26 protein-coding genes and 1 tRNA gene are annotated in these 21,938 nt (G+C 55.7%); 11 read left to right on the top strand and 16 right to left on the bottom strand.

Going from position 1 to position 21,938, the window contains the following annotated elements; genetic code table 11:
* Nucleotides 1–17: 17 nt before the first annotated feature.
* From HRU82_09860 to HRU82_09820, 9 genes are all read right to left on the bottom strand, one after another.
* Nucleotides 18–1,220: an FIST C-terminal domain-containing protein gene (locus HRU82_09860; GenBank protein QOJ35234.1), complete on the bottom strand. Its 1,203-nt coding sequence runs from the start codon at nt 1,218–1,220 to the stop codon at nt 18–20.
* 61 nt (nt 1,221–1,281) lie between these two features.
* Complete coding sequence (locus HRU82_09855) at nt 1,282–1,494, bottom strand: hypothetical protein (protein ID QOJ35233.1); 213 nt, start codon at nt 1,492–1,494, stop codon at nt 1,282–1,284.
* A 91-nt stretch (nt 1,495–1,585) separates the two neighbouring features.
* Complete coding sequence (locus tag HRU82_09850; GenBank protein ID QOJ37167.1) at nt 1,586–2,731, bottom strand: P1 family peptidase; 1,146 nt, start codon at nt 2,729–2,731, stop codon at nt 1,586–1,588.
* Between the two features lie 137 nt (nt 2,732–2,868).
* Nucleotides 2,869–4,266, bottom strand: a complete 1,398-nt coding sequence (locus tag HRU82_09845) for an MBL fold metallo-hydrolase (GenBank protein ID QOJ35232.1) — start codon at nt 4,264–4,266, stop codon at nt 2,869–2,871.
* The gene (locus HRU82_09840) at nt 4,263–5,117 is read right to left on the bottom strand and encodes a TIGR00730 family Rossman fold protein (protein QOJ35231.1); all 855 of its coding nucleotides are present in this window, start codon (nt 5,115–5,117) and stop codon (nt 4,263–4,265) included. Before HRU82_09840 ends, HRU82_09845 begins: the two co-directional genes overlap by 4 nt.
* A 56-nt stretch (nt 5,118–5,173) precedes the next feature.
* On the bottom strand, nt 5,174–5,599 hold the full coding sequence (locus HRU82_09835) for a hypothetical protein (protein QOJ35230.1): 426 nt from the start codon (nt 5,597–5,599) through the stop codon (nt 5,174–5,176).
* A gap of 4 nt (nt 5,600–5,603) precedes the next feature.
* A complete protein-coding gene (locus HRU82_09830) occupies nt 5,604–5,984 on the bottom strand; it encodes a hypothetical protein (GenBank protein QOJ35229.1) in 381 nt (126 codons plus the stop codon).
* Nucleotides 5,985–6,035: 51 nt separating this feature from the next.
* Nucleotides 6,036–6,542: a GNAT family N-acetyltransferase gene (locus HRU82_09825; GenBank protein ID QOJ35228.1), complete on the bottom strand. Its 507-nt coding sequence runs from the start codon at nt 6,540–6,542 to the stop codon at nt 6,036–6,038.
* A complete protein-coding gene (locus tag HRU82_09820; GenBank protein ID QOJ35227.1) occupies nt 6,539–7,165 on the bottom strand; it encodes a DUF502 domain-containing protein in 627 nt (208 codons plus the stop codon). The genes HRU82_09825 and HRU82_09820 overlap by 4 nt, the downstream gene beginning before the upstream one ends.
* A gap of 177 nt (nt 7,166–7,342) precedes the next feature.
* On the opposite strand from HRU82_09820, the gene HRU82_09815 reads away from it, so the two are divergent.
* Nucleotides 7,343–7,603: a hypothetical protein gene (locus HRU82_09815; protein QOJ35226.1), complete on the top strand. Its 261-nt coding sequence runs from the start codon at nt 7,343–7,345 to the stop codon at nt 7,601–7,603.
* A gap of 385 nt (nt 7,604–7,988) precedes the next feature.
* On the opposite strand, the gene HRU82_09810 is transcribed toward HRU82_09815, so the two are convergent.
* The 3 genes from HRU82_09810 to HRU82_09800 form a co-directional block, all read right to left on the bottom strand.
* Nucleotides 7,989–8,195 carry a hypothetical protein gene (locus tag HRU82_09810; GenBank protein QOJ35225.1) on the bottom strand — a complete coding sequence of 69 codons (207 nt, stop codon included), beginning with the start codon at nt 8,193–8,195 and terminating at the stop codon, nt 7,989–7,991.
* 57 nt (nt 8,196–8,252) lie between these two features.
* A complete protein-coding gene (locus tag HRU82_09805; GenBank protein ID QOJ35224.1) occupies nt 8,253–8,621 on the bottom strand; it encodes a hypothetical protein in 369 nt (122 codons plus the stop codon).
* Between the two features lie 86 nt (nt 8,622–8,707).
* Nucleotides 8,708–9,037 carry a hypothetical protein gene (locus HRU82_09800; protein ID QOJ35223.1) on the bottom strand — a complete coding sequence of 110 codons (330 nt, stop codon included), beginning with the start codon at nt 9,035–9,037 and terminating at the stop codon, nt 8,708–8,710.
* 294 nt (nt 9,038–9,331) lie between these two features.
* Here HRU82_09800 and HRU82_09795 point away from each other — a divergent pair.
* Nucleotides 9,332–9,406: transfer RNA gene (locus tag HRU82_09795), tRNA-Gly, on the top strand.
* Nucleotides 9,407–9,415: 9 nt separating this feature from the next.
* On the opposite strand, the gene HRU82_09790 is transcribed toward HRU82_09795, so the two are convergent.
* Nucleotides 9,416–10,480 carry a site-specific integrase gene (locus HRU82_09790; protein ID QOJ35222.1) on the bottom strand — a complete coding sequence of 355 codons (1,065 nt, stop codon included), beginning with the start codon at nt 10,478–10,480 and terminating at the stop codon, nt 9,416–9,418.
* Between the two features lie 780 nt (nt 10,481–11,260).
* Between HRU82_09790 and HRU82_09785 the strand changes: the two genes are divergently transcribed.
* The 9 genes from HRU82_09785 (at nt 11,261) to HRU82_09745 (ending at nt 18,544) form a co-directional block, all read left to right on the top strand.
* Nucleotides 11,261–11,473, top strand: coding sequence for a helix-turn-helix domain-containing protein (locus tag HRU82_09785; GenBank protein ID QOJ35221.1), 213 nt, complete (start codon nt 11,261–11,263; stop codon nt 11,471–11,473).
* Nucleotides 11,463–11,900 carry a hypothetical protein gene (locus HRU82_09780; protein ID QOJ35220.1) on the top strand — a complete coding sequence of 146 codons (438 nt, stop codon included), beginning with the start codon at nt 11,463–11,465 and terminating at the stop codon, nt 11,898–11,900. Before HRU82_09785 ends, HRU82_09780 begins: the two co-directional genes overlap by 11 nt.
* A gap of 672 nt (nt 11,901–12,572) precedes the next feature.
* Nucleotides 12,573–13,349: a TIGR04255 family protein gene (locus tag HRU82_09775; protein QOJ35219.1), complete on the top strand. Its 777-nt coding sequence runs from the start codon at nt 12,573–12,575 to the stop codon at nt 13,347–13,349.
* 333 nt (nt 13,350–13,682) lie between these two features.
* Nucleotides 13,683–14,312, top strand: a complete 630-nt coding sequence (locus HRU82_09770) for a hypothetical protein (GenBank protein ID QOJ35218.1) — start codon at nt 13,683–13,685, stop codon at nt 14,310–14,312.
* A 165-nt stretch (nt 14,313–14,477) separates the two neighbouring features.
* A complete protein-coding gene (locus HRU82_09765; GenBank protein QOJ35217.1) occupies nt 14,478–15,035 on the top strand; it encodes an A/G-specific adenine glycosylase in 558 nt (185 codons plus the stop codon).
* A complete protein-coding gene (locus HRU82_09760; GenBank protein QOJ35216.1) occupies nt 15,032–16,024 on the top strand; it encodes a DNA cytosine methyltransferase in 993 nt (330 codons plus the stop codon). Before HRU82_09765 ends, HRU82_09760 begins: the two co-directional genes overlap by 4 nt.
* A 104-nt stretch (nt 16,025–16,128) precedes the next feature.
* Entirely contained in the window at nt 16,129–16,623 is a 495-nt protein-coding gene (locus HRU82_09755; protein ID QOJ37166.1) for an HNH endonuclease, read from the top strand.
* A 1,260-nt stretch (nt 16,624–17,883) separates the two neighbouring features.
* Nucleotides 17,884–18,312, top strand: coding sequence for a transposase family protein (locus HRU82_09750; protein QOJ35215.1), 429 nt, complete (start codon nt 17,884–17,886; stop codon nt 18,310–18,312).
* A gap of 79 nt (nt 18,313–18,391) precedes the next feature.
* Nucleotides 18,392–18,544 (top strand): hypothetical protein, encoded by a 153-nt coding sequence (locus HRU82_09745; protein QOJ35214.1) that lies wholly within the window; start codon nt 18,392–18,394, stop codon nt 18,542–18,544.
* A 378-nt stretch (nt 18,545–18,922) separates the two neighbouring features.
* Here the strand turns inward: HRU82_09745 and HRU82_09740 are convergent, their stop codons facing one another.
* From HRU82_09740 to HRU82_09730, 3 genes are all read right to left on the bottom strand, one after another.
* Nucleotides 18,923–19,291, bottom strand: a complete 369-nt coding sequence (locus HRU82_09740; protein ID QOJ35213.1) for a flagellar basal body-associated FliL family protein — start codon at nt 19,289–19,291, stop codon at nt 18,923–18,925.
* A gap of 731 nt (nt 19,292–20,022) precedes the next feature.
* Entirely contained in the window at nt 20,023–21,081 is a 1,059-nt protein-coding gene (locus tag HRU82_09735; protein QOJ35212.1) for a hypothetical protein, read from the bottom strand.
* Nucleotides 21,082–21,211: 130 nt separating this feature from the next.
* On the bottom strand, nt 21,212–21,535 hold the full coding sequence (locus HRU82_09730; protein ID QOJ35211.1) for a hypothetical protein: 324 nt from the start codon (nt 21,533–21,535) through the stop codon (nt 21,212–21,214).
* Nucleotides 21,536–21,938: the final 403 nt, after the last annotated feature.

Genomic DNA, 21,938 nt, shown 5'->3' with positions numbered 1-21,938 from the left:
ATGAGCAACTCCTAACCTTATCGATCCGGTTCGAGAAAGATCGCAATGCTCGCTGTATAGCCGTGGAGGAAGTTCCTCGGACCGACGGGTCCCACCTCGCCTTGGGCAAAAAACCCGGCGACAGGGATGGTTCCCAGCTGCTCCTGCAGCACGGACGCATCGTGATGGGGAGTCCCGAACAGACCCTTCCCGCGCCCGCAACAGCTGAAGAGGAGGGCTCCGAGCGGTTTCCTCGCCTCCGCGCTGACTTGTGAGGCAAGCAAGGCTCGCAGGTCTTCGTCGGCCGACTCCGCGTCACGAACCTGAAATTGAATCGTTTGCCCCTCCTGGACGACGTCGCCGATGACGATGGCTCCGGTCTGCTGGTCGGCTCCGACCAGGTTGCGGATGAGAAAATCCCCGCGTGTGAACCGGGCTCGCTGCTCGTCCATCGCGATGCCGATGTGGAGCGCCCGCTGCGCCAAGGCCTGTTCCGTGGAATTCAGCTCGGCAAACACTGTTTGGAGACAGTCCAGGGCCGAGCGACTGCCGAGTTCGTAAATGACGTTATGTTCCGACTTGGTCACGATAAAGCGTTCGCCGATCGGTCGGCAGCCTTGAGAGATGACGCTGTGGACGGTGAGGTGACCAGTCAGGGCCAGGCCGACCAGCCCATCGGCATGTACCGCGTCATCCAGAAAGAGACGGTTTTCTCCGACGTCCTGTCCTCCTCCCGCCAACCCTCCTAGGGCCATGGCGTACGGATATCGTTCTTCGATGAGGCTCAAGACATCTTGCATGGGGGTGGAGAAGGGGTCGGCAAACAGGAGGAGGACGGGTCTTGCGCTCCCGGTCACCTCCAGGTCCGGCCACTCCTGTAGCGAGAACTGGTCGTGGACATTCGAAAAGGATAACCGCAACGGAGATACGGTTGCGCCGGGCAGATGAGCGGCCCACAGGGTGGCGGCCGGTCCTGTCTCGATCTCGCACCCGGTCGCGATGATACCTTCGCCCGTACAGCCCACGTAGGCCATCGGATCCAAGGCTCGGCGAACCGCTTGCGAGAGAAACTCCGCGTGGGGGGTATGATGGGCCGAGACGAACAGGCAGGCGACGTCGACAGGCGCGGCCCCTAACTGCTCGCGGATCTGATGGATTAACTCATCGGCTGCCGCCTGGGCGTCCTGCCGGCGCGTCAGGGCTGCGGCGAACCGCAATGTCGATGGAGGTGTGCTAATCACGAGCCGAACGTCATAAAGCGTGGTGCGGTGAGGGGGGCTGCCCTCGGTCGGAGGTCCGGCGTCATCGCTGCGGACGATCCGACGCCAGTTTCTTGTAATAGCGCCATATGTATGAGTGATAGTCGTCGAGTTGCGCGAGCAAATAATGGAGTTCGGTCGGATCCTGCGTTTCGAGCGCCCCGGTCATGCGCGTCTTCAAAAAATCCGCAAACTTGTTGGTCTTATCGAGTGCCGTGAGGAGCGCTAGACTGCCTCCGATGTGATAATCAGCCATAGCCCTCCTCTGTGCCAAGACCTCAGGAGAATAGCCGCGGCGACCTGCAAAAGCAAGGTGCCGACAGGCCCGGGCCGGTTGCTGGACGGCGTCACGGTCGCAGAGTCGGGTTCGTCGACAGCAGCCCGCGCAGGCGAGACAGAGAGATAGCCTCGGCACGAAACCCGTCTCGGCCGACGACCGTCGTTGCGGCAGTGAGGGCATTGAGCACAGCTTCTTCAGTAGCCTCCACCGTGGCGGTGAGCAAGGGGTTTAGGTGTGTATCGGCCAAATGGGCCATCGAGAAGATGGGAACTGTCGGATAATGAGGAATCACGTTGCCGGTCGAAAAGGCCAGCATGAAGTCGCCGCTTCCGTGTCTTGCGGTCGAGCCGGTCCTGGCCAACCCGAGGGCTGCGCGTTTGGCCAAGCGAGTGAGCTGTCGACTGTCCAGCGGCGCATCCGTGGCCACGACGATGATGATGGAGCCTTCGGCGTTGCCGGGATGGCCCTCGCGTTCCGCTCGCGGCGCGCTTGGGTTCTTCGTCGGCACCTGCCCGGACTGCGCCTGCGCTGGATCATACAGACGGCCGACCGGCACGCCTGCCATCATCAACTCCGGCCGTCGGCCATGGTTCGCATTGACGAGGACGCCGACCGTAAATCCGCCGTCGGCGTCGGACAGGCGTCGGGATGCGGTACCGATCCCGCCCTTGAACCCGTACGACATCATCCCAGTTCCGGCGCCCACGCTGCCTTCCGCCACCGGCCCCGACGAGGCCTGATCCAAGGCCTGCATCACGTCCTCTTCGGTCACATGACGGCCCTGGATGTCGTTCAGTCGGCCATCGTCACATTCCGCCACCACCGGGGTGAGGGTATCATCGGTGATACCGATGCCGGGGTAACGGCGAAGCATCCAGCTGATCACCCCGTTGGCGACACGCGGCACATTGAGGGTATTGGTCAGCGCAACGGGGTATTCGAGAAAGCCGGATTCCGCTAGCCACGCCAGGCCGGTCATTTCGCCGGTGCCGTTCAGGACGAAGGTTCCGGCCGGGACTTTTTGATGCCATACGTCGTCGCGGGGGATGATGACGGTCACCCCCGTTCGTACCGGACCCTGTCCAGGCTGCAGCGGCCCGTCGCCTCGTGAGAGGGTCACCTGTCCGACCTTCACGCCGGGCACATCGGTGATGGCATTGAGCGGGCCCGTCTGCAGGAAACCGAGGAACAGGCCGAGGTCCCGCGCCCGCATGCGGGTGTGTTCGATGTCTTGAGTGCGACCGGGCTCGAACCCCCATGAGGGAGCCGACGACAGGAGGACGGTCATCAAGCAGGACGCGAAGAGCCGTGTCGTAGTTCGAGGGCGATTCATCAGAGGCACCTTCGGTTTCAGATGTCGTACGTCGTCCCTTTCGTCGGCACCACCACCGACATGGTCGGGTGTTCGGCTTGAATGGCTGCGCCCAGGGAGAGGGCTTGCTTTTCCTCTCCGTGGACCACGAAGACCTGCTGCGGAGCCGGCGAGATGGCCCGTACGTAGGCCAGCAGGTCGTTCCGATCCGCATGGGCCGAAAGCCCGTTGAAGACCACGACCTGCGCGCGGCGCGGAGTCGGGATGCCGTAAATCGGCACGACGTCCCAGCCTTCGACTAGCCGGCGACCGAGCGTATGCTCGGCTTGGAATCCGACAATGGCGATGACATTGGCCTCATCTTGGATCGCATGCTTCAAATGGTGCACCACGCGGCCGCCTTCGCACATACCTGACGAGGCGATGATGACACAGGGCCCCTTCAGGCTGTTCAAGCGTTTGCTCTCCTCCACGGAAGACACATATCGGATATACCGGGCCGCAAAGGGGTCTCCTTCCGAGGTAAAGGTGCGATAGGTTTCTTCGTCGTAACATTCCGGGTGCTTGCGGAACACTTCCGTCACCTTCGAGGCGAGCGGCGAGTCGATAAAGATCGGCAGCGGGTCGATGCGTCCTTCCGCGACCAGCCGTTTGATCCGCATGATCAGATCTTGCGTGCGCCCGAGCGCGAAGGCCGGCACGATGATCTTGCCGTTGTGAACTTTGGCGTGAGTGACCAGTTCTTGTGCCCGTTTGGTCAAGGCTTCTCCGGCTGCCTCATGCAGGCGGTCTCCGTAGGTCGACTCGAGGATGAGGACATCGCAGCTCGGCGGTGGGGCCGGGTCGCGCAGAATGGGCATCCGGGCTCGACCGAGATCGCCGGAAAACAGCACGGTGGTGGTATTGCCGCGCGCGGAGTACTTCACGCGAATGGCGGCCGAGCCCAAGATGTGTCCGGCGTCGTGAAACGATGCGGTCACGCGTGGCGCGACCTTGATGGTGTCATCATAGCGGGCGCCGACGAACCGGCGGACGATGGCACGCGCATCGCGTGAATCGTAAAAGGGCTCGAGACAGCCGGCCCCGCGTCGCTTCTCCTTCTTGTTGAGATAGGCGCAATCGTTCTCTTGGAGTCGCGCGGAATCTTCCAGCATCACCGCGGCCAAGTCAGCCGTTGCCCGGGTCACATGCACATGGCCGCGGAATTGGTGTTTGGCGAGCACGGGGAGGGCGCCTGAATGGTCGATGTGGGCATGGGACAGCAGCACGGCGTTGATCGAGCGGGGATCGAAGCCGAGAAATCGGTTTTGTCGATCCGCCTCCTGTCGATGGCCTTGGAAGAGGCCGCAGTCCAGCAAGACACGATGACCGGGCATTTCCAGCAGATGACGACTGCCGGTGACGGACCGGACGGCGCCGTGAAAGGATAGGTTCATCGGCCTCCCGGCCCGCCATGGTGGCGGCTGATGAGGTCCCAAGCCTGTTGTGCCGTTTCCGCAAAATGAAAGAGGCCGAGGTCATCCGCACCGATCAGGCCCTCTTCTACCAGCAAGGACCAGTTGATCAGGCGTTCCCAGAAGGCCCGGCCGATGAGAACGATGGTGACGTTGCGCACCTTGCCCGTTTGAAGCAGGGTGAGGGTTTCGAAGAGTTCGTCGAGGGTGCCGAAGCCTCCGGGAAAGACGACCAGCGCGCGGGCGCGCAGGAGAAAATGCATCTTGCGCAGGGCAAAATACCGGAACTGAAAACAGAGTTCCGGAGTGATGTAGGCATTCGGTCGTTGTTCATGGGGGAGCGTGATGTTTAACCCCATGGACTTTGCGCAGGCGTCGGCGGCTCCACGGTTGGCCGCCTCCATGATGCCTGGTCCTCCCCCGGTGACGACGACATAATCGCATTGCCCGTCGATCTGGCAGGTGGCTGACACGAGCCGTCCGAACTCCCGGGCGATGTCGTAAAATGGCGACAAGGCGACGCGACGTTCCGCGACCGCGACTTGGCGTTGGCGCTGGACATCGTCCGGGGTTTCTTGGAGCTCGGCCTGCGCGGCTTCCAGCGCTCGGCGCGCGTGAGCAGGCTCCTGGAGTCGCGCACTCCCAAAGACGACGATCGTGGAGCGGATGCCCTGCTCGGTTTGGATCAACTCCGGCTTGAGCAGCTCCAAGCCGAGTCGTACGGCGCGCAACTCGTCACGTTGCAGAAATTCGATGTCGTGATCAGCTGGAATGTAGGAAGAGGAGGTAACGACGGAATGGTGGTCGGAAGAGGCTGCACCCATGGCGCGCATTATATCGGGATGGTCTGCGGGCGGCAATTCAGTTGTCGTCTCGCGTTGCGCGCAGGTCAGAAAGGGTAGGGGGTGAAGAGCCGTTGCGCAGGCGGCTGACGGACGAAGGCCTGGTGAATGACGACCCAGTTCTCGTTGCAGATCAGCTCATAGGCATCTGTTCCGAGACCTGAACGCGAGAAAACCAGGTCGGGATCGACGGGGGAGAAGGGTTTCAGCAACCAGCCAAAGTTGACTCGCGAGTATTTGGCGTTGAGAAACCGGTAGGTGACGATGGTTCCGGTCTCCGAATCGGCCATGCTGTCCGGCGCCCCTAATCGTTCGACGACGTCGGTCAGCGTCGTGCGGCCTTCCGTAATAAAGGCCACATGGTCCACCGTCAGGGGCGTATTGATGGTTAGGCTAGCGACATTGCAACCCGTCAGCACCATGGTGCCCACGAGCGACCACAAGAGGGCTCCTCGCCATCCTCGGATCGGCATGGTCTTAATCCCCGAACGGCCAGAATCGGAACTCAAGGCCTTCAGTTCGTTTCGAGGCGATCACCTCCTCGACCACGCCATCTCGGTCGACGAGGACGAAGAGGTCATCGCTCTTGATGGTGACGCGCGAGAAATTCAAGATGATCAACAGTAAACTGCCGACTTTCGCGTCATAGCGATAGTACTGAAAGAGATCACGTCCGTTCAGCTGCACGATGCGGTCCGGGGCCCCCAATTTTGCCAGGACCTCGGCCCGGGTCGTCACGCCCTTCTTGATGGAGTTGATCGTCTCGGTCTTCAACTCATCGCCGAGTGTGCCGCGACTGAATGCGCAGGCATTCAACGTGAGTATCAACAGAGCGAGGAGTACTGTGGCATATTTCATGGGCAAGGCTCCTTGGTTCATCGACGTCGAACGGCGCCATTGGCTAGGCTCTCAATCAAGAGAATGGGACGGGAGGACGAAATCAACCTCATAGATATCGTAACACGATGTGGAAAGACCGACTCTGGTATAGACCTGCTTGGCGATGCTGTTGCGGCGCTCTACGTAGAGACGGACGCCGCACACGTCCGGATGCGAATGGGCGAGGGCCAGCACGGTGGTATGCATCTGCCGATACACCCCCTGGTTGCGCCAGGCTGGGTGGACGTACACGCTTTGAATCCACCAGAACTGCGCGTTGCGCCAATCGCTCCACTCGTATGTGATGAGCAACTGGCCTATCGTCACTGTATCGTCCTGAGGTCCATGGCGCAAGTCGGCGACGTAATACTGTCCGCGCGCCGGTTGGTCGAACACCGCCTGGGTGCCCAGGCGGAGTCGTGCGCGATCTAAGGTGCGTTGTTCGGTTTCTAGCGCCATGGCGGCGCTGAAGTCCGTCAAAACCTCAAGGTCCTGGACCGTTGCGGGACGGACATGGAACCGATCTGCCGGGCTCATGTGGGTTCCCTGGTAGGTGTGGTGAGCCAGCCTGGTAGGGGGCGATAGAGTCCCGCGGAGAACTCTAATTTCAAGGCTTCCTCCGGGAGGAGATTGAGCGGTTGCAGCTGTGTTTTCGGAATCATCGCCAGATACCCGGTAAACGGATGGATGGCGGTCGGAACAAACACCATGACCAGTTCAGCCATGGGGGCGACTTGCAAGGCCGGCGGCGGAGACCCCATCACGAATCCCAATGCCCAGAGGCCATCACGCGGGAAAGGAAAGGCCACGACCGTGCTGCGTCCGAAGCGTGCGCGATAGTTCAACAGGTCCGTCATGCTCTTCAAGGTCAGATAGATGCTCCTGATCAAGGGGATGCGTTCAAGGGTCCGTTCCGTCCACTGGACCAGCTGTTGCCCCAACACGTGGGTGGCAACCGCCCCGGCTATCAGCACCATGGCGATCAGGATGAGGAGTCCCAGGCCCGGAGCGTAGGGTTCCATCCCGCCCCCGACGAGGGTCAGTAGAAATGAGTCCAGTGCATCGAACATGGTGACGAGGATTAGAAATGTCGTCCAAGCCGGGAGGAGCACGAGAAGGCCCGTGAGAAAGATGCGCCCAAGCCGGTGGGAGAGTGCCATGGAAGTCTCCTCGATCGGTCGTCGGAGGTTCAATACGAAGAGCTACGATACCAGAGAAACCGGGAGATGTGGTATCTGCTTGATCTCTCCGATCAGTTGGACTATCTTTCCGTCAACAACCCGTGCGTCAGTTGTGGTACGCATGTGCGCGGGGATCATCAATGAGGTGGGAACGACGTGAGTATCGACAAGGAACTCCTCGCCATTCTGTGTTGTCCGGAAACCAAGCAAGCCGTCACGCTCGCCGATGATCGGCTGGTGGAAAAATTAAATGCCGCTATCGCGCGTGGGGCCCTGAAGAATAAGGTGCAGAAACCGGTTACGGAGAAACTCGACGGCGGCCTTGTACGGTCTGACAATAAGATCTTGTACCCGATCCGCGAAGACATCCCCGTCATGTTAATTGATGAGGGAATCCCCCTCGACCAAGTCGCTTAGACGTTCTGCCGTCTTCCCGCGATCCTGCCGTAACCGGTCACCCGCCACCACGTTGTCAGGGAATAACGAGTCCGCCCTCTGCGGGGGGTCGTTCGGTCTTGGAGCCGGTGGCGGTTCCGCATCGGGCACAGAGGTACTCGTAAAGATTCCCGCTCGGGAGGACGAGGAGCAATCGTTGACGAGTCGGTGTTGCCTGGCGGCATTGGTTGCAATAGAGCAGCGAAGCATTGAAGGATTCATACTGATCCCCTTGCCTTTCCGGCGGAGGCGAGCCGTGAGGGCGCGGGCGGCCAGCGCGGGGCGGCCATCCAGGGGGGACGGGGCTATGCGGGGGACGTTGCATGGTGCGTATTCTACCGATCGAGGACCGTCCTGTGCAATGTGGTCAGGGATCGTCGCTGTTCTTGCCTCGACGTAGCCACCAAACCGAGCGCAGGAGTTGGACTACAACATAAAGGGCCAAGCCGGAGAGAAGTCCGTACAGCCAGGCCTTGCTCCAAGGCCAGAGGTCCGGGGCATGCAGCACAACCGCAAGGGCAATGTGGCCTCCTAGCCCGAGGCAGATGGCGAAGACGATCCATTCACGGGCCATAGTCGCCCTCGGAGGAGGCCATGACGGAGGAAAAGCCTAAGAACGATCGATAGGCGGTCAAACGGAGGTCTTGGCGGATTCGATCTCGGTAGCCGTGATCAAGCTCGACAGGTAATCTGCCACGAACGTCAGCGCTTCCTCGCGTCCGTCCGCGCGGCGCCCCTTTTCACGACGTTGCACGGAGAGCTCATGGTCCAAGTCCGATTTCACTTCCGTCAGCACGCGCTGCAACGTGGTGGGCGTAATGTTCGCATCCATGTCTTCGAGCTCTTGGCAGCGATCCAGCACCCAATTCAGGCCCTCGATTCGGCCGGCGTAGTGTTCCTGTTCAGCGGTATCGATTCGGGCCATGGTGGTTGCGAAGGTCTGGGCCTCGTACACCAGGTTATAAAAACTTGTGACGGCGCGTTGTAACGTGGGATTCATAAATCTCCTTCGGTCCGTGAAATAAGTTCTCGCGATTATACCCTAGATTGAAGGTGCGACAAGGTATTTTTTTGTCGAACGGCGATCTACGTAAACAGGAGGGAATGAAATTCGTTCATGAAACCATAATAGAGTGGGGCGAAATCCTTGAGGCTGTCGGGGCTGTTTTCCTTCAGACGCTTGAAGAAAAATACTTGGGTGCGCGGGTCCAACTGTTCAAGGAGGCGGCTGAGTTGCGCCATGGTATAGCTGCCGGCGGGAACACTGAGGACGTAGTGAACCAGTCGTTCCACAAACTGTTCGCCGACATACTCGCTGGTGATGAGGCCGTCTGGGATCTTGCCTGTCGCCAGATACTCGTCGAAGGGGATTGCCTGTGCCGCAAACGGGATGGACTGCTGCGGGCGAGAGGTCACGCTGGGGCTACCTCGCTACGGGATGATGGAAGTGAAGCCGACATGGGAATTCACTCTACTCAAGCCCCTATAGCCCGTCAAGTGGACAGAAGTCGCAGGATGGCCTGAGTCGAAAGGCTGAGTCTGTTGCTTCTCAAAACGGCGCAGCGGGAGCGCTGTTTGGCCTACGCGGTACGATGAGCGGTTCTGTATCTGTCGCATGGCCTCGATGCAGTGGACGTCCTACTCAGCTCCGAGCCGCTTGACAGTCCATGCCCTGCTCGGTACAATCCCGCTTCTTCATTTTCGGAGCAAGCGGGAATAGCTCAGTGGTAGAGCATCGCCTTGCCAAGGCGAGGGTCGCGGGTTCAAATCCCGTTTCCCGCTCCAAAACTTCAACTACTTATACATACCCTTTTCCACCAATTCTCCTTTGGTCACGGTTTTGGTCACGGTTCCAACTTTCGTAAGGCCTTCGACTGCCTGCCACAGGTGGGCGGGGGAAAGGTGCGCGTAACGAGTCAGCATCGCCGGGGACTTCCACCCACCCAGAGCCATGAGCGTTCGGTCATTCACGCCTTGCATAGCTAGGCGTGAGGCAAAGGTATGCCTGAGGTCATGAAAGCGAAATGGAGTCAGTCCAGAGCTCTTTACGGCCTTAACAAAGGCACGACGGAGATAACGTCCGTCATGGGGAAAGATTGGGTCAAGCTGTGAACTGGTTGATTCTCGCCTCAGATCAGTCAGAAGTCCCACAACTGTCGAGTTCATAGGCACACGTCGCCGTTCCCCGGCCTTGGTTTCATGGATCGTGACCACCCCTATATTCCAATCCACGTCAGCCCATGACAACCTAAGCAATTCACCTTGCCTTAAGCCGGTATGCATCGCGGTAATGACGATGGGACGGTATTGGGCGGGCAACCGTTCGAGCAATGCCGATTCCTGAGCGGGCGTGAGATACCGAACGAGAACATTATTAGGTTTGGCCGTTTTCACGAAAGCAGCAGGATTTTCTCGCAAGAGGCCCAGCCGCTTGGCGCGATTGAAAGCAGCTTTGAGAACGGTAAGGTGTCGAATGAGGGTCGCAGGTTCCTTTCCCTCGGTTTGAAGATCCGCTAAAAGTTTCTCAATTTGGCGAGCAGTGATTGTGGCCGCGTCCTGCTCACCAAACGCCACAAGCCAGCGATTCATACGCGCCCTGTCATCACCTTTTCTGCGACGGCGCGAATCAGTGATTTGTAGATACTCCTCAGCGATTTCTCGAAATGGAACGGCCTTGGCCTTTTCGAAATACTTTCCCTCTCGTTGCTCAGCTTTCAATCTCCCGTAAAGGGCTCTCGCCTGGGTTTTGGTATCACAACGGAACCAGCGTTCCCGTCCTTCAATATATAGCCGTACCCACCAGCCTTCCCGCCCCTTGCGTTGGGTGATGCCTCTATCCTGCCCGTTTTTTCGAGCCATCGTTAGCCCTCCTTGATCGCGGTTTGTGAGGTTTAGTTTTCGGACGCGCTCGTAGGTTGCGCATGGATGCGACCTGTTGGCAGTCGCGAGAGCAATAACGCTGCTTTCGTCTCGCCTGCACGAAGAGAGCGGAACAGCGTTCGCAACATCTCAAACGATCTCCTGCGCATCGCACTGCTTTGGCAAAGAGGTAAATCACTCCCTGGCCGTTGCCTGGTCCCACATGTTCCCCCGTCGCGATAGCGAACGGTGGGTTCGGGTCAGGATCCTTGAAGAATCTCGGTAGCTGGATTCCAACAGTCAAATGGAAAGGGCCTAAGGTAACTATTCCTGTCTGCGTTAATTCACCTAGGTAGCGAGCGATGGATTTCTTAGCAGCATGAAAGCTCTTGGCTTCGGATTCCTCAATTTCAACGACATATGTTCCCATGATGTCTTTGAGCGCCTTCCTCTGAAGAGCGCTGAATTCTTCACGAAAAAGTAACAGCTCAGCGGGGGTAATTGCGGCGAGATCAGTACTTGAGAACTTCACAAACCATCCTAGGAGAGCCGCATAGTCTATTTGTTGGCCCCCTGTTCTGGTGTGCCGATACAAGCCTACCCTGGCGAGCGAGCGCTCTTCGTCGCACGGCATTGGTTCGTCGGGGTTTGGTTGCATTACCTGGTCTCGATTCAAGATTTCACGCAACAACCGGTTGCGATACTTGAAGAAGTAAAGTCACAGATATATGATGAAGCAACAGAGAGACGATTGTCAATCACCCGGAGCGAAGGAGAGCCATGGTACTAGACGAAAGACTATTAACAGTAGGCGAAGCAGCGGCCCGGCTTGGCCTCAAGCCTGCCACCATTCGGCGCATGATCCTAAATCGGCGCGTGGAAACGGTGCGGCCATCCCTGCGGGCTGTTCGCATTCCGGAGTCAGCCGTGAGACGAATTATTGAGCGAGGCTTTCGGCCAGCGGTAATAAATGAGGAACGCCATGCCCGTTAATAATGCAGATGGAGATATCGAGTTTCCCCTAAACTCCGATATCCCTGCCCGTGTCCCAGAGGGAGATTATGACCTTGTTTTCTTGAAAGGTGACAAGAAGCATATGTTTGGAGGCGGAGAGAGGTCGTTTCTGTGGTTTAAGATCATAACGCCTGGAGACTGGATGGGAACCCAGCTCTTTATGACCTGCACAGTGCCCCTCAAAGGCAAGTGGTCACCTTCGCATAAGTTTTGGCTTGCGTGGGTACTGGCGGCTGGGAAACGGCCAACCAGGGGTGATCGCATGAGCACAAGGATATTCAGGAACAAAGTTTTTAGAGGCAGGGTACGGATTGTAACTAAAACCGCCCGCCAGACTCTCCGAACCAAGGAACAACAGTACAGTGTCGTTGACGAGTTGGCCGCTGTCCAAGCAGGTGGAAAATGACAAGCCGATCTCTAAACGCTACTTCTACACTGAGGCTTCCTGGATGCCTGGGTGGTGCTGGTTATGGTCCAGGTAGATGTGAGGGTTGTTGTTTAGGTGCTAGTGGTTACTAGCCCCGTGGGAGTCTGTCGGCTTCATGGTGCGCGGAATGAACAGCGCCATGGACGCTTTGTGAAAGGGCGCAAAGCGTATCATCCCCTGGCTTACTGAAACCCCTCCCGGTTGGGCTATTGCTCAGCCGGGGGCCAGGCATTTTTTTCATGTTAATTAAGGCACGACGCAAGCGTCGTGTCGTATTGCCACTCGAAGGCCCCCCCGGCAGAGGAAAAAGCCCCTCCCGCTTGGCATTTAGATACGCACACGAAGAATTTTCCAGAAATGGCTATTTTAGAATGACCGGTAGATTTTTCGCCTTTTTCAGAATCAGCGAAGGTAATAGGGTGGTGACAGGCTATTGCAAGCGAGAAAGATGGTCAAACACGGTCCAATTATGGCCAGACTGAAGGGGCTCGGCTGACTCTGCTACGGAGATGGTACGAAGCCTGCATATCGTTTCGATGGCGTTGTTTTATTGACAATGGTTCTTGCATTGCACCTTTCGGCTGCTGGTGGCTACTGGCTTTTGATTAGCGAGCTGGTTAAACTGCGAAACTGCATTATCTAGGAGAAGCAATGCAGCCCCAAAGTCTAAAAAACAAACCGCTTGTAGAGGCAATATTAGAGTTTAAGTGGGAGGCAGCAGAGGAAAATAAGTCATCGCCTGTGGATCCAAACTATAGAATATTGCTGGGCAGGTTTTTTGAGCGTGTTATGAAGGATTACACAGTGCACGAACCTCTCCCTTCTTCTACGATTCCGGACGAGATGGTGAAGAATTTGCCTCAGCATCGTTTTCGCACCGAGGCTGGAGAATGGCCACTCGTACAGTTGGGGCCTGGTCTGCTGAGCGTGAATGAAACCGAGAAGTATCACTGGCCGGAGTTTCGGTCGCGATGTGAAAAGGCCATAGCAAATTTCGTCGAGTCATACCCATCCCCTACCTCGCTGAAGCCGAAATCACTGGCGCTCTGGTACATAGACGCAGTTGAGTTTAACCATCCGAAGGAGAATATTTTCCATTTCATGAAAGAGAAGATGAAGACGAGGCTAGAGTTACCTAGCGCCTTATTCAAGGAAGCCCGAGTACAGGACAAGCCTGCTTCATTCAAATGGCAAGTTTCATATGGCGTGGAACGACCCAAAGGAAGAATAAAGCTAAGGTTCGGAACCGGCGAAAGGAATGGGCGCCCGTCATTAATCTGGGAGACAATCGTTATCTCCAATGGCAATGATGTACCCAAGCTTTCCGAAGACTTTATGGGTTGGCTTGATGCAGCGCACGATCTTGCAGACAAATGGTTTTTCACGTTGATAGAAGGTGATCTTCATAGGCAGTTTTCCGGTGAATAACACTTCCACAGCACATATAGCGGTTGAAAGTTTTGAACCGGCGCCAGCGGACTTTTATCGGCCGAAAGCCGGTTTCGAAATAGTGCGCGATGCATTCGGCGTCGCAGTAGCAATGGCTCTCATGGTCAGTACCAGCACGACTGGGGTTGGCTTTACCTCTTCTGATATGCGTTATCGAACCTCAGCGGCACACTTTAGTTTCAGACAGCGATATAGGTCCATAACGCTGTCTGAAGCTCGGCGAATTGCACTTAACATCCTTTTTGAGGCCGAGGAAGAGCGACGAAAAATGGCGGAAGCAGATGGACGTCGCGGGATCGATTGGGCACACGGATGATTTATGAGTATCCAACCCTATCGGATCCCATCCGGCAAGGTGATATTTTCATCGGGCTTCCGCGTATTGATTTGTCCTTGTCCCGGGTTTTAGTCGTTAAAGAAGATGAGCCTGTAGAAATGTCGTGGTCCGATATCTCAAAGTCCGGGGAACCTGTTACGGCCTTGGTTGGCGTCCGCCCGGTGGCAGCTATTGTCGCTAGTCAAGATTGCGATGTGACAAATGGAAGAGATGTAACTCTGTGCGAAATACGTGAGTTTCGGCAGGTGGAAGGAAAAGCCAAAGAGACGAAAACAGCTAAGAGCTGGAAAAACATAATCACCCAACATGCTCGAATAAATCTAAAGTGGTTTTATCTCCCGCCCGACGTAAAGGTAGGATTTGCCGAAAAGATGGGCGTGGATTTTATGATAACACTAAGAGTTCCCAGAGCCGATCTGAACTCGCTCCTCTCCCTAAGAAAAGGCCGACTGAATAGCATTGCAGACGAGCATTTTCGCGAACGATTGAGTGAGTTCTACCGGCGATATCCCTATGATGAGTGGTATGGTCTCGATAAAGATGAATTGAAGACCTATGTCGAAGACTATCCTGATATTACTCCCTTTCCTTGGCAGGCCCAATAAAGCCAGCCATATCACAGGCGAACCATAGTGCCTACCTGTTCGAGCTATATTGTTAGGTAGATAGGAAGAAATAAGATCGCAATTTCAACGACGCTCCTTCGCTGGTATCGCAAAAATCGGCAAAGCTATCCTTGGAGGACTTCGTCCGATCCTTACAAGGTGCTCTTGGCTGAATTCATGCTCCAGAGAACTGGGGCCGCACAGACTGTCCCTGTTTATTTAGCTTTTCTCGAGCGGTTTCCAACGTTGGAACGGGCCTTCTCCGCTAATGACATAGATCTGCAAGAAATTTTGGCTCCACTCGGTCGAGCTGGTAGATACAAACAGCTAAGGCAGGCCTTGAAAGCTCTTGTCGAAGACCATGATCGGTTAGTCCCTTGCGACGAGAAGAAGTTACTCGAGTTGCCTGGAATAGGGCCTTACACCGCACGGGCCATCCTGGTGTTTGCATTTAACAAGTCATATGGGTTGTTCGACCCAAATATAGGCCGTGTTTTATCTAGAGCTTTCGGTATAAAAAGTAAGAAATCGCGCCCACACACAGATAAAGAAATGTGGATCGCAGTTGATCGACTCGTATCGAAACGAAAGCCAAAAGAGTTTAATTGGGCGCTCCTCGATCTTGGTAGAACAGTTTGCACAATAAGGGAACCAAAGTGCGGCGTTTGTCCAATGCAGTCGATTTGCAATCGTTATAGCGGTAATGCGGCGGGACGGCATTGAAGGAATATACCTTTATTGATTTGTTTTCAGGGGCTGGTGGCCTGGCTGAGGGTTTTCGGCAGGCAGGGTTCCGCTCCGTCTACGGAGTTGAGTTAGAAGCCGCTGCCGCTGCGACTTACAATCTCAATTTTGGACATGATGTATACCAAGGCCCAATTGAGAAACTGAACAATGTTCCCGTAAACGCAGACATAGTTATTGGTGGTCCTCCCTGCCAGGGTTTCTCACCCCTTGGGCTAATGTCACCTCGCGAGGCCCACGCGCAAATGAATGAATTGTGGCGGCACTATTTAAGAATAACCCGTGAAGTGAAACCAATCGCGTTTGTTATGGAGAATGTTCCGGAAATACTGCGCTCAGTTCAATATCCAAAAATCAAACGAGCTTTTGAGAAGCTAGGATTTATTGTTACCGAAGGAGTCCTTAATGCCGCGGATTTTTACGTTCCGCAGGCTAGACGGCGTGCCTTTGTTATTGGAATTCGGCGAGGCTTTCACGAACCTGAGCTTCCGCAACCGTCCGGCAAGAAGGTAACGGTGAGAGACGCTATCGGCGATCTTCCTCTACAACCAACAGGTCAAAATTGGCATATAGGGCGTAATCCGACACAGAAATCCGTCCTACGATATAAGTGTGTTCCTCCAGGAGGTAATCGTTTTGACTTGGTAAGGAAGCGCCCAGACCTTGCCCCTAACTGCTGGATAAGAAAGCGGACGGGAAGTACCGATGTGTTTGGGAGACTGGAGTGGGACAAAACAGCGTTAACTATAAGGACGGAATTTTTTAAACCAGAAAAGGGCCGATATTTACACCCTGAGGCGCACCGGCCAATCACTCATCGAGAGGCAGCTCGACTCCAAACCTTCCCCGATAGTTTCATCTTTTTAGGCTCAAAGATAGAGGTGGCCCGCCAAATCGGAAATGCCGTTCCTCCCATGCTTGCTAGGGCAGTAGCGGAGGCATTAAGGAGGAGCCTTCAGAAGAAGTGACCGAATCGAAGAAAAATAAAGAAGCAGGCCTTAAACGGCTACGGGAATATTTCCTTGCGAATCAAGGAAGAATAATAGACACCGCAGAGTTAAGAGATGTCGCGATGATTCTCACATATCAGCGTCGTATAAGAGAGCTACGAGGAAAAGAAGGTTATAAGATATTGACCCATAGAGACCGGGACTATTTAAAGCCCGGCCAATATCTCTTAGAAGATCCTCACCCTATGCCTGTTATCGCCACGGGAATTGATCAAAAAAAACGAGCAAGGATCCTGTCACGGAACGGCTATACATGCCAAGTCTGTGGTGCTGGTGGCGGCGAGGTAGACCCCTATGGGTCAAGCCGTAGAGTCAGGCTACAAATAGATCACATAATCCCCAAGAAAGAAGGCGGTACTGACCAGGACGAAAATCTTCGGGTGTTATGTTCCACATGCAATGAGGGGCGGTCTAATTTAGAGAAGCCACCCGATGAACTCGTTCTAAATCTTCTGGAAAAGATTAGAAGAGCTCCGCGAAAAGTCCAGTTAGAGGTGTTACGGTTTCTTAAAAGTAAGTTTGAATGTGATAATCCGGAGGAGAGACCAGACACTTAGGATGACAAGCTACTCCCCCTGCTGGTGTTCCAGCGATTGGTCGTCATAAAAATCGCCCCGGCCCTCGAAGCACGGATGTCCGTATTGCTTTCACCTCAGTAGCGGTCAACATGCGTATCCGTCTATGCCCGTAAGTCAACATGTAGCGTGGAGGATATTGTTCCTTGTGCTTAGATAGATAGGTCTTGAGCGAGCCGTAGCGCATCGGTATGAGAGAGGATGCCATGTCCAAGTCGAAGAGGGGCTGAATCGCATCGTCCTCTGACCCACATTTCCCACAGACAGCGCCCCGAATTTTACTAGGCACGGACATTCTAGAGACTCCTTCTTTTGACAGTCTGCCACTGTTGGCAGAAATAGCACATATTGGGGCGTTCTCCATAGGGTAGCCGTAGGCGTAGACTAAGGGGTACATGAGATGCCCTATCAGAGTGCGTTCACCGCTTCTCATAACAGCTAAAATGTCCTGAATTGGTCCCGGTTGCGGTCACGGTTCTGCCACGGTTTTAGTCACGATTACCAAATTGCTTTAATACCATTACATCACACCAAAAAGTGCCGAAACGCTTGTGATGCACGCCCTTTGCAATACTCCGGCACACTCCGTCTCTTTCTGTCCTAACAGCTAGAGAAGCCTTGCCAAGGCGAGGGTCGCGGGTTCAAATCCCGTTTCCCGCTCCAATTTTTCCTCCACTTACGTTTCATCAGATCCTCTCTTCTTCGTTTATAGACAGTGTTATAGACAGTCTTCCCGCCTAACGGCACCACTTCTGCGCTCTTCTTTTTTAATTAGTCGCAATTGGATTGATGCTGCGGATGATACTTTTCCGCAGTCCAGCTCTAGACCGTAGGACCAATCATGAATTTGAGGTTGACGAGTTCGTCTTCTGCCACGCTGAGGACAGCGGCGGTCAGAAATCGACAGGTGGTCAACACCGATTTGACGTCTCTCCCGAAAGCGACGGCAAGTCAAATGGAAGAGGAGAGCGCCCGGCTCAAACGGCTGGTGGCCGATCGCTCCCTCGACAAGCACATGCTCTCGGAGGCCCTCCGAAAAAAAGTCTGAGGCTCGCTCGCCGCCGAGAATTGGCCCACAGGTTTCAAGATACGTTCTCGGTGAGTTGTGCGCGGGCCTGTCGGTTGGGGCAGTTTGGGCGAGCCTCCTGGTATCGACACAGCCGCGCAAGGGATCAGTCGGCGCTGCGCTGCGTATTCACGATCTGACAGACGGGCGACCGTTTCGAATCTTGACGGTCGTGGATGAATCGGCACAGTCGCCTACTAGAGGCAGGGTTTCGGATGACGGGAGAGACGGTTGGTCAGGTGCTCGATCGTGTGCTGGACACACCAGCGGTGCCCCGCTCGATCACGGTGGATCGTGGCACCGAATTCCAATCCCGAGTGCTCGAGGATTGGGCCTATCGGCGGGGCGTCCAACTCGACTTCATTCGACCAGGAAAACCGATGGAACATGCCTTCATCGAATCGTTTAACGGGCGCCTGCGGGACGAATGTTTGAACATGCACCAGTTTGCCTCGCTCGTCGAAGCGCAAGCCATCATCGAAGCGTGGCGCGTGGACTACAATCAGCGCCGGCCTCACAGCTCGCTTGGGCACCTGACCCCGAACGAGTTCGTCGCACAACGTCAGGGGCAACCGATCGTCGAAGACGTCGTCTGCTCTGGTTAAATGTTGTCTCGAAACGGGGCCAACGTCACTGCCAGAAAGTTCTCATTAGTGAGTGTCTCAGCTTACGGGGAGGCACTCGATGACGAACTCAAGCAGACCCTCGCAATCTATACTGAAAGCAGCGGGAGAGGGGGGCAGGCGGCAATTGACCCAGGCCGAGGCAGTCGTGGTGCTGCTGAAGAAGTATGACATTTGTGGAGGCCGTTTTCACGAGGTTGACTGGTTGGTCTGAATGACTGGCAAGTCGCAGGAGCAACTTTTAATCTTGCCTGTTGCACAAGGGGACGGCAAGACAGTACGGCACGTCTGCCCAATGCCCTGACGGATCGTTGGCACGCCGGTGCGTTATCTGTGCAGCAGGAGGGACCTTCCGAATTCGGATGATGTCGAATGCTTCCAGGCCGCGGGTTCGATGCTGGCGAAGAACACGCCGAGAAAACGCACCACCAATGCGGAACTCGAACATACCATTGCCTAGTCGGCTTAACGGCGGTAGTGCCCAACGAAATCGTGGACATCTTTGCTGCGGCCGGACTAAAGAAGCCAGATCTTCGCATGCTCTCCGAGCGAGTGCTTAACAAGCCCTTACAGATCCTCCTGGGAAAGTGGCTTAGGGTCCAACCGGTGTCATCAACCAATTCGTGATGTAGACGTTACGAATATGACCTTGCGGAAGCAATTGGTTAATAACGCGTCGAATGTCAGTGCGCAAGGTCGACCGCAGTCCGGCCGAACGGAGTTCCTTGACGGAATAGGTATGGAGCACCTCCATAATCTTCCGGTCGATCACCTCGTGGCGGGCCTGGATCAAGCCGGCGGTTCCTGAACGATCGAGCTCCACAGCAAGATTCACTTGTACATAATAGTACCGTTGGCCGTCATCCACCGGTGCAACGACCGCTGGGAGGTTGATGGTAACACCAGGCTGTTGGTGTGAAGGGTCGAGGGGAGTTGTTTGCAGGGAGAAGGTTCGCGGCATGAGGTCGGGGTACGATACACCTGCCAGATACCCAGCTAAGAGGAGGATGCAGGCGACACACAACAAGGCGAGTATGCTGAAGCGTGGGGGGCATGATAACGAGAAAGAATGACAGCGCGTTCCGTTCGGGACAGACCTGGCAGTGCTGATAAGGTTTCCCGTGGGAGTCTTCCCTTGAATTGGCTACTCGTAGTTCTTGTAATTCTGAGAGATCATGGCTAGCGGCCCCCCTGGTACTTGCTCGGCTTAGATAGTGATGACAGGTTCGGCGATAAAAGACACCGTTAGTTACCCACACCCTGCAGAGCCAGGGTGAAGTAGTTGTGATTTAGAGTCATACTCCGAGACGCACAGAGTCGAAGCTACTGACATGAAGCCGTCGACCAGTCGAGCGATTCCGCAATTCTTCTTCACCTGCAATGACTACGTTCCACCTTGCCATTCTGTTCAGGCCACTGCAGAGTCATGGAGCGTAGCTGAATACTCTCCGCCGACAGGGGACAGCGGAGGGTTGACTCTCCTCCACCTTACATGGTCGATCGTAAAGGGAACTTGCATGGAAAACAGTCCGTTGGCCCGGAGGCAAGGTCCCTTACTTCACGCAATCACTCACCACCCAATACTCGCCTTCATTGACGGACACCATCCGGTACATCCCGGCAACAAGGGACAGCGGCAGGGGGGGGCAATCGGCGTACTCCCTGAAACAGATTCAGGTCCATCCAACTTGATCAAAACAGTGTCACCGTGTCATCCGACTCCGCCTGCGACGCGGAGGTAGTGAAGACCTGAGGACCTCCCCCTTTTTCCATCGCGGTAGTGACCATTCGTTCGCTGGCCATCGTGTAGGTCGCTTGCAGTTCCGACAGGCTTGGTAGCGCCTCACACACGTCGCTGCCACTACATGTCGCATCGGCTCTTGCCAACAACAATGCGCGTTCCAAGCGCACCAAGGGATCGATGACATGTTCCAGTTTTTGGCGTGCGATGTCTTGAAATTGAAGTGACACCACAATTTGAGAAATGTCAGCCATGAGCCCCTTGACCAGTGACATGGCTGATTGGACATCTCGGTCCAAGTCAGCATTGGATCGACATAAGGTCGCCGCTAAGTCGTGGACTTCGGTCTGGATGGCATGTGTGGTAGTGGCATGCGAAGCGGAGAAAGTCGCAATTTCACCGATGGCCATGTGAGCATGCTGCATGCCCATCTGGATTGCCGTCACCAGTTTCCTGATGGACATCGACACCTCTGCCGACCGCTTGGCCAGTTTCCCCACTTCATCCGCCACAATGGCAAATCCACGACCATGCTCGCCGGCATGTGCCGCCTCGATGGAGGCATTGACCGCTAGTAGCGCCGATTGGTCAGCCATGCCTTCGATGTCGCTCAACATGGCGGTCACGGATCTGGTTGAACGTTCCACATCGCTGATCGCTGCAACTGCTCGGGGAGACATGTCGGCTAAGGTCCTGAAGTCCTGTACGATTCGAGTCAGCATGCCATCCATCCCGTCGAGTATCGTTTGCACAGACGGCCCGCATCCGTTGGGATGGCTAGAACCGCGCCGAGTGGACACGCTGGTCAAAGCGGTGGCTTTTGGGGCGATCATCCGAAACCGTTCACCAAGATTCATCGCAGCGCATTCGGTGTCCGCAATAACGGATTCAAGTTGCCGTGTCAAAACCGGAAAGAGCGGCACGGCCTTATCTGTGAATTGTTCCCACCCTTTTGTGTGGGCCTGCATGCGGAGGGTCTGAGCCTCCAAACGCGCGCGCAAGTCCTCCATCCGTCGCACCATGATGCACCACACTGCCCCGCCGATACATGCGCCTGCCAACAGCGCCAGACTCGCAGTCATCCACACGTCGGTCATAGCGCCGCACCTTCGTCAAATCTATCGTCTACGCGAATCATGCTTATCGATCTTGCCGAGGGTATTTATTCTTTGCAGCCGCCAAAGGGGCCGGCAATCCTGCCTGGAATCCGTGGCCTGGAGGAAGAACTACCGTGATGCCTTCCCTGGCACGATCAATCCGTGCAGCTAAGATCCGTGCCCGTTGTGCCACACCGATAAAGGGATGCGCCGATGCACCCACTTCTTTCGCACCTGTGGCTGCTGTGATGGCGAGGAATCGATGCACGCTTGCCAAGGTCGCGAGTTCCTCGTTGATCGCACGAAGTCCTGCGAGCGCGGCGGTGAGCTCTTCTTCCGCCTTACGAGCCATGCGTACCGACGACACATCAATCGTCTCCCTATCGACAGAATGACGAGCGGCAGCCTCCTTCGCTTGTAGCAGTCGGCCAACATTCGCCCATCCACCACAACATCTCATCCTTGCATAACCCCATTCACAGGCCACTGCAGTAACCCATTGCCGCCACCGCATGACGATTGTATTCCCACCCACTTACACCACTCCCATGTTAAGGCCTGCTGGCGAACCGCCCTAGCCGAGCTCCGCAACACAGTGCCACAGTAGTCACGCACGAGCGCGGCGCTGTCGCATGATCGCGTCTCTGGGTCGCGCCCGTGAAGGATGCGATCACGACAACATGACCAACGGTATCTCGTCCGCAGACGGGCCTTGCAGGCAGTGCCTGCGCGAGATCCAAGGTAACCATATTCCGGTATTCGTCTCATAT

Source organism: Nitrospira sp. (assembly GCA_015709715.1).
In the GTDB taxonomy this organism is placed as follows: Bacteria; Nitrospirota; Nitrospiria; order Nitrospirales; family Nitrospiraceae; genus Nitrospira_A.
The sequence above is the reverse complement of the archived record's forward strand: the minus strand, read 5'-3'. Positions and strand labels throughout refer to the sequence as shown.

Bases quoted from the DNA above. Each gene is read 5' to 3' on its own strand.
- HRU82_09855 (QOJ35233.1), bottom strand. From the start codon at position 1,494: ATGGCTGATTATCACATCGGAGGCAGTCTAGCGCTCCTCACGGCACTC.
- HRU82_09850 (QOJ37167.1), bottom strand. From the start codon at position 2,731: ATGCGGGCGCGGGACCTCGGCCTGTTCCTCGGTTTCCTGCAGACGGGC.
- HRU82_09845 (QOJ35232.1), bottom strand. From the start codon at position 4,266: ATGAACCTATCCTTTCACGGCGCCGTCCGGTCCGTCACCGGCAGTCGT.
- HRU82_09840 (QOJ35231.1), bottom strand. From the start codon at position 5,117: ATGCGCGCCATGGGTGCAGCCTCTTCCGACCACCATTCCGTCGTTACC.
- HRU82_09835 (QOJ35230.1), bottom strand. From the start codon at position 5,599: ATGCCGATCCGAGGATGGCGAGGAGCCCTCTTGTGGTCGCTCGTGGGC.
- HRU82_09830 (QOJ35229.1), bottom strand. From the start codon at position 5,984: ATGAAATATGCCACAGTACTCCTCGCTCTGTTGATACTCACGTTGAAT.
- HRU82_09825 (QOJ35228.1), bottom strand. From the start codon at position 6,542: ATGAGCCCGGCAGATCGGTTCCATGTCCGTCCCGCAACGGTCCAGGAC.
- HRU82_09820 (QOJ35227.1), bottom strand. From the start codon at position 7,165: ATGGCACTCTCCCACCGGCTTGGGCGCATCTTTCTCACGGGCCTTCTC.
- HRU82_09810 (QOJ35225.1), bottom strand. From the start codon at position 8,195: ATGGCCCGTGAATGGATCGTCTTCGCCATCTGCCTCGGGCTAGGAGGC.
- HRU82_09805 (QOJ35224.1), bottom strand. From the start codon at position 8,621: ATGAATCCCACGTTACAACGCGCCGTCACAAGTTTTTATAACCTGGTG.
- HRU82_09790 (QOJ35222.1), bottom strand. From the start codon at position 10,480: ATGGCTCGAAAAAACGGGCAGGATAGAGGCATCACCCAACGCAAGGGG.
- HRU82_09785 (QOJ35221.1), top strand. From the start codon at position 11,261: ATGGTACTAGACGAAAGACTATTAACAGTAGGCGAAGCAGCGGCCCGG.
- HRU82_09780 (QOJ35220.1), top strand. From the start codon at position 11,463: ATGCCCGTTAATAATGCAGATGGAGATATCGAGTTTCCCCTAAACTCC.
- HRU82_09775 (QOJ35219.1), top strand. From the start codon at position 12,573: ATGCAGCCCCAAAGTCTAAAAAACAAACCGCTTGTAGAGGCAATATTA.
- HRU82_09770 (QOJ35218.1), top strand. From the start codon at position 13,683: ATGATTTATGAGTATCCAACCCTATCGGATCCCATCCGGCAAGGTGAT.
- HRU82_09755 (QOJ37166.1), top strand. From the start codon at position 16,129: ATGATTCTCACATATCAGCGTCGTATAAGAGAGCTACGAGGAAAAGAA.
- HRU82_09750 (QOJ35215.1), top strand. From the start codon at position 17,884: ATGAATCGGCACAGTCGCCTACTAGAGGCAGGGTTTCGGATGACGGGA.
- HRU82_09745 (QOJ35214.1), top strand. From the start codon at position 18,392: ATGACGAACTCAAGCAGACCCTCGCAATCTATACTGAAAGCAGCGGGA.
- HRU82_09740 (QOJ35213.1), bottom strand. From the start codon at position 19,291: ATGCCGCGAACCTTCTCCCTGCAAACAACTCCCCTCGACCCTTCACAC.
- HRU82_09735 (QOJ35212.1), bottom strand. From the start codon at position 21,081: ATGGAGGACTTGCGCGCGCGTTTGGAGGCTCAGACCCTCCGCATGCAG.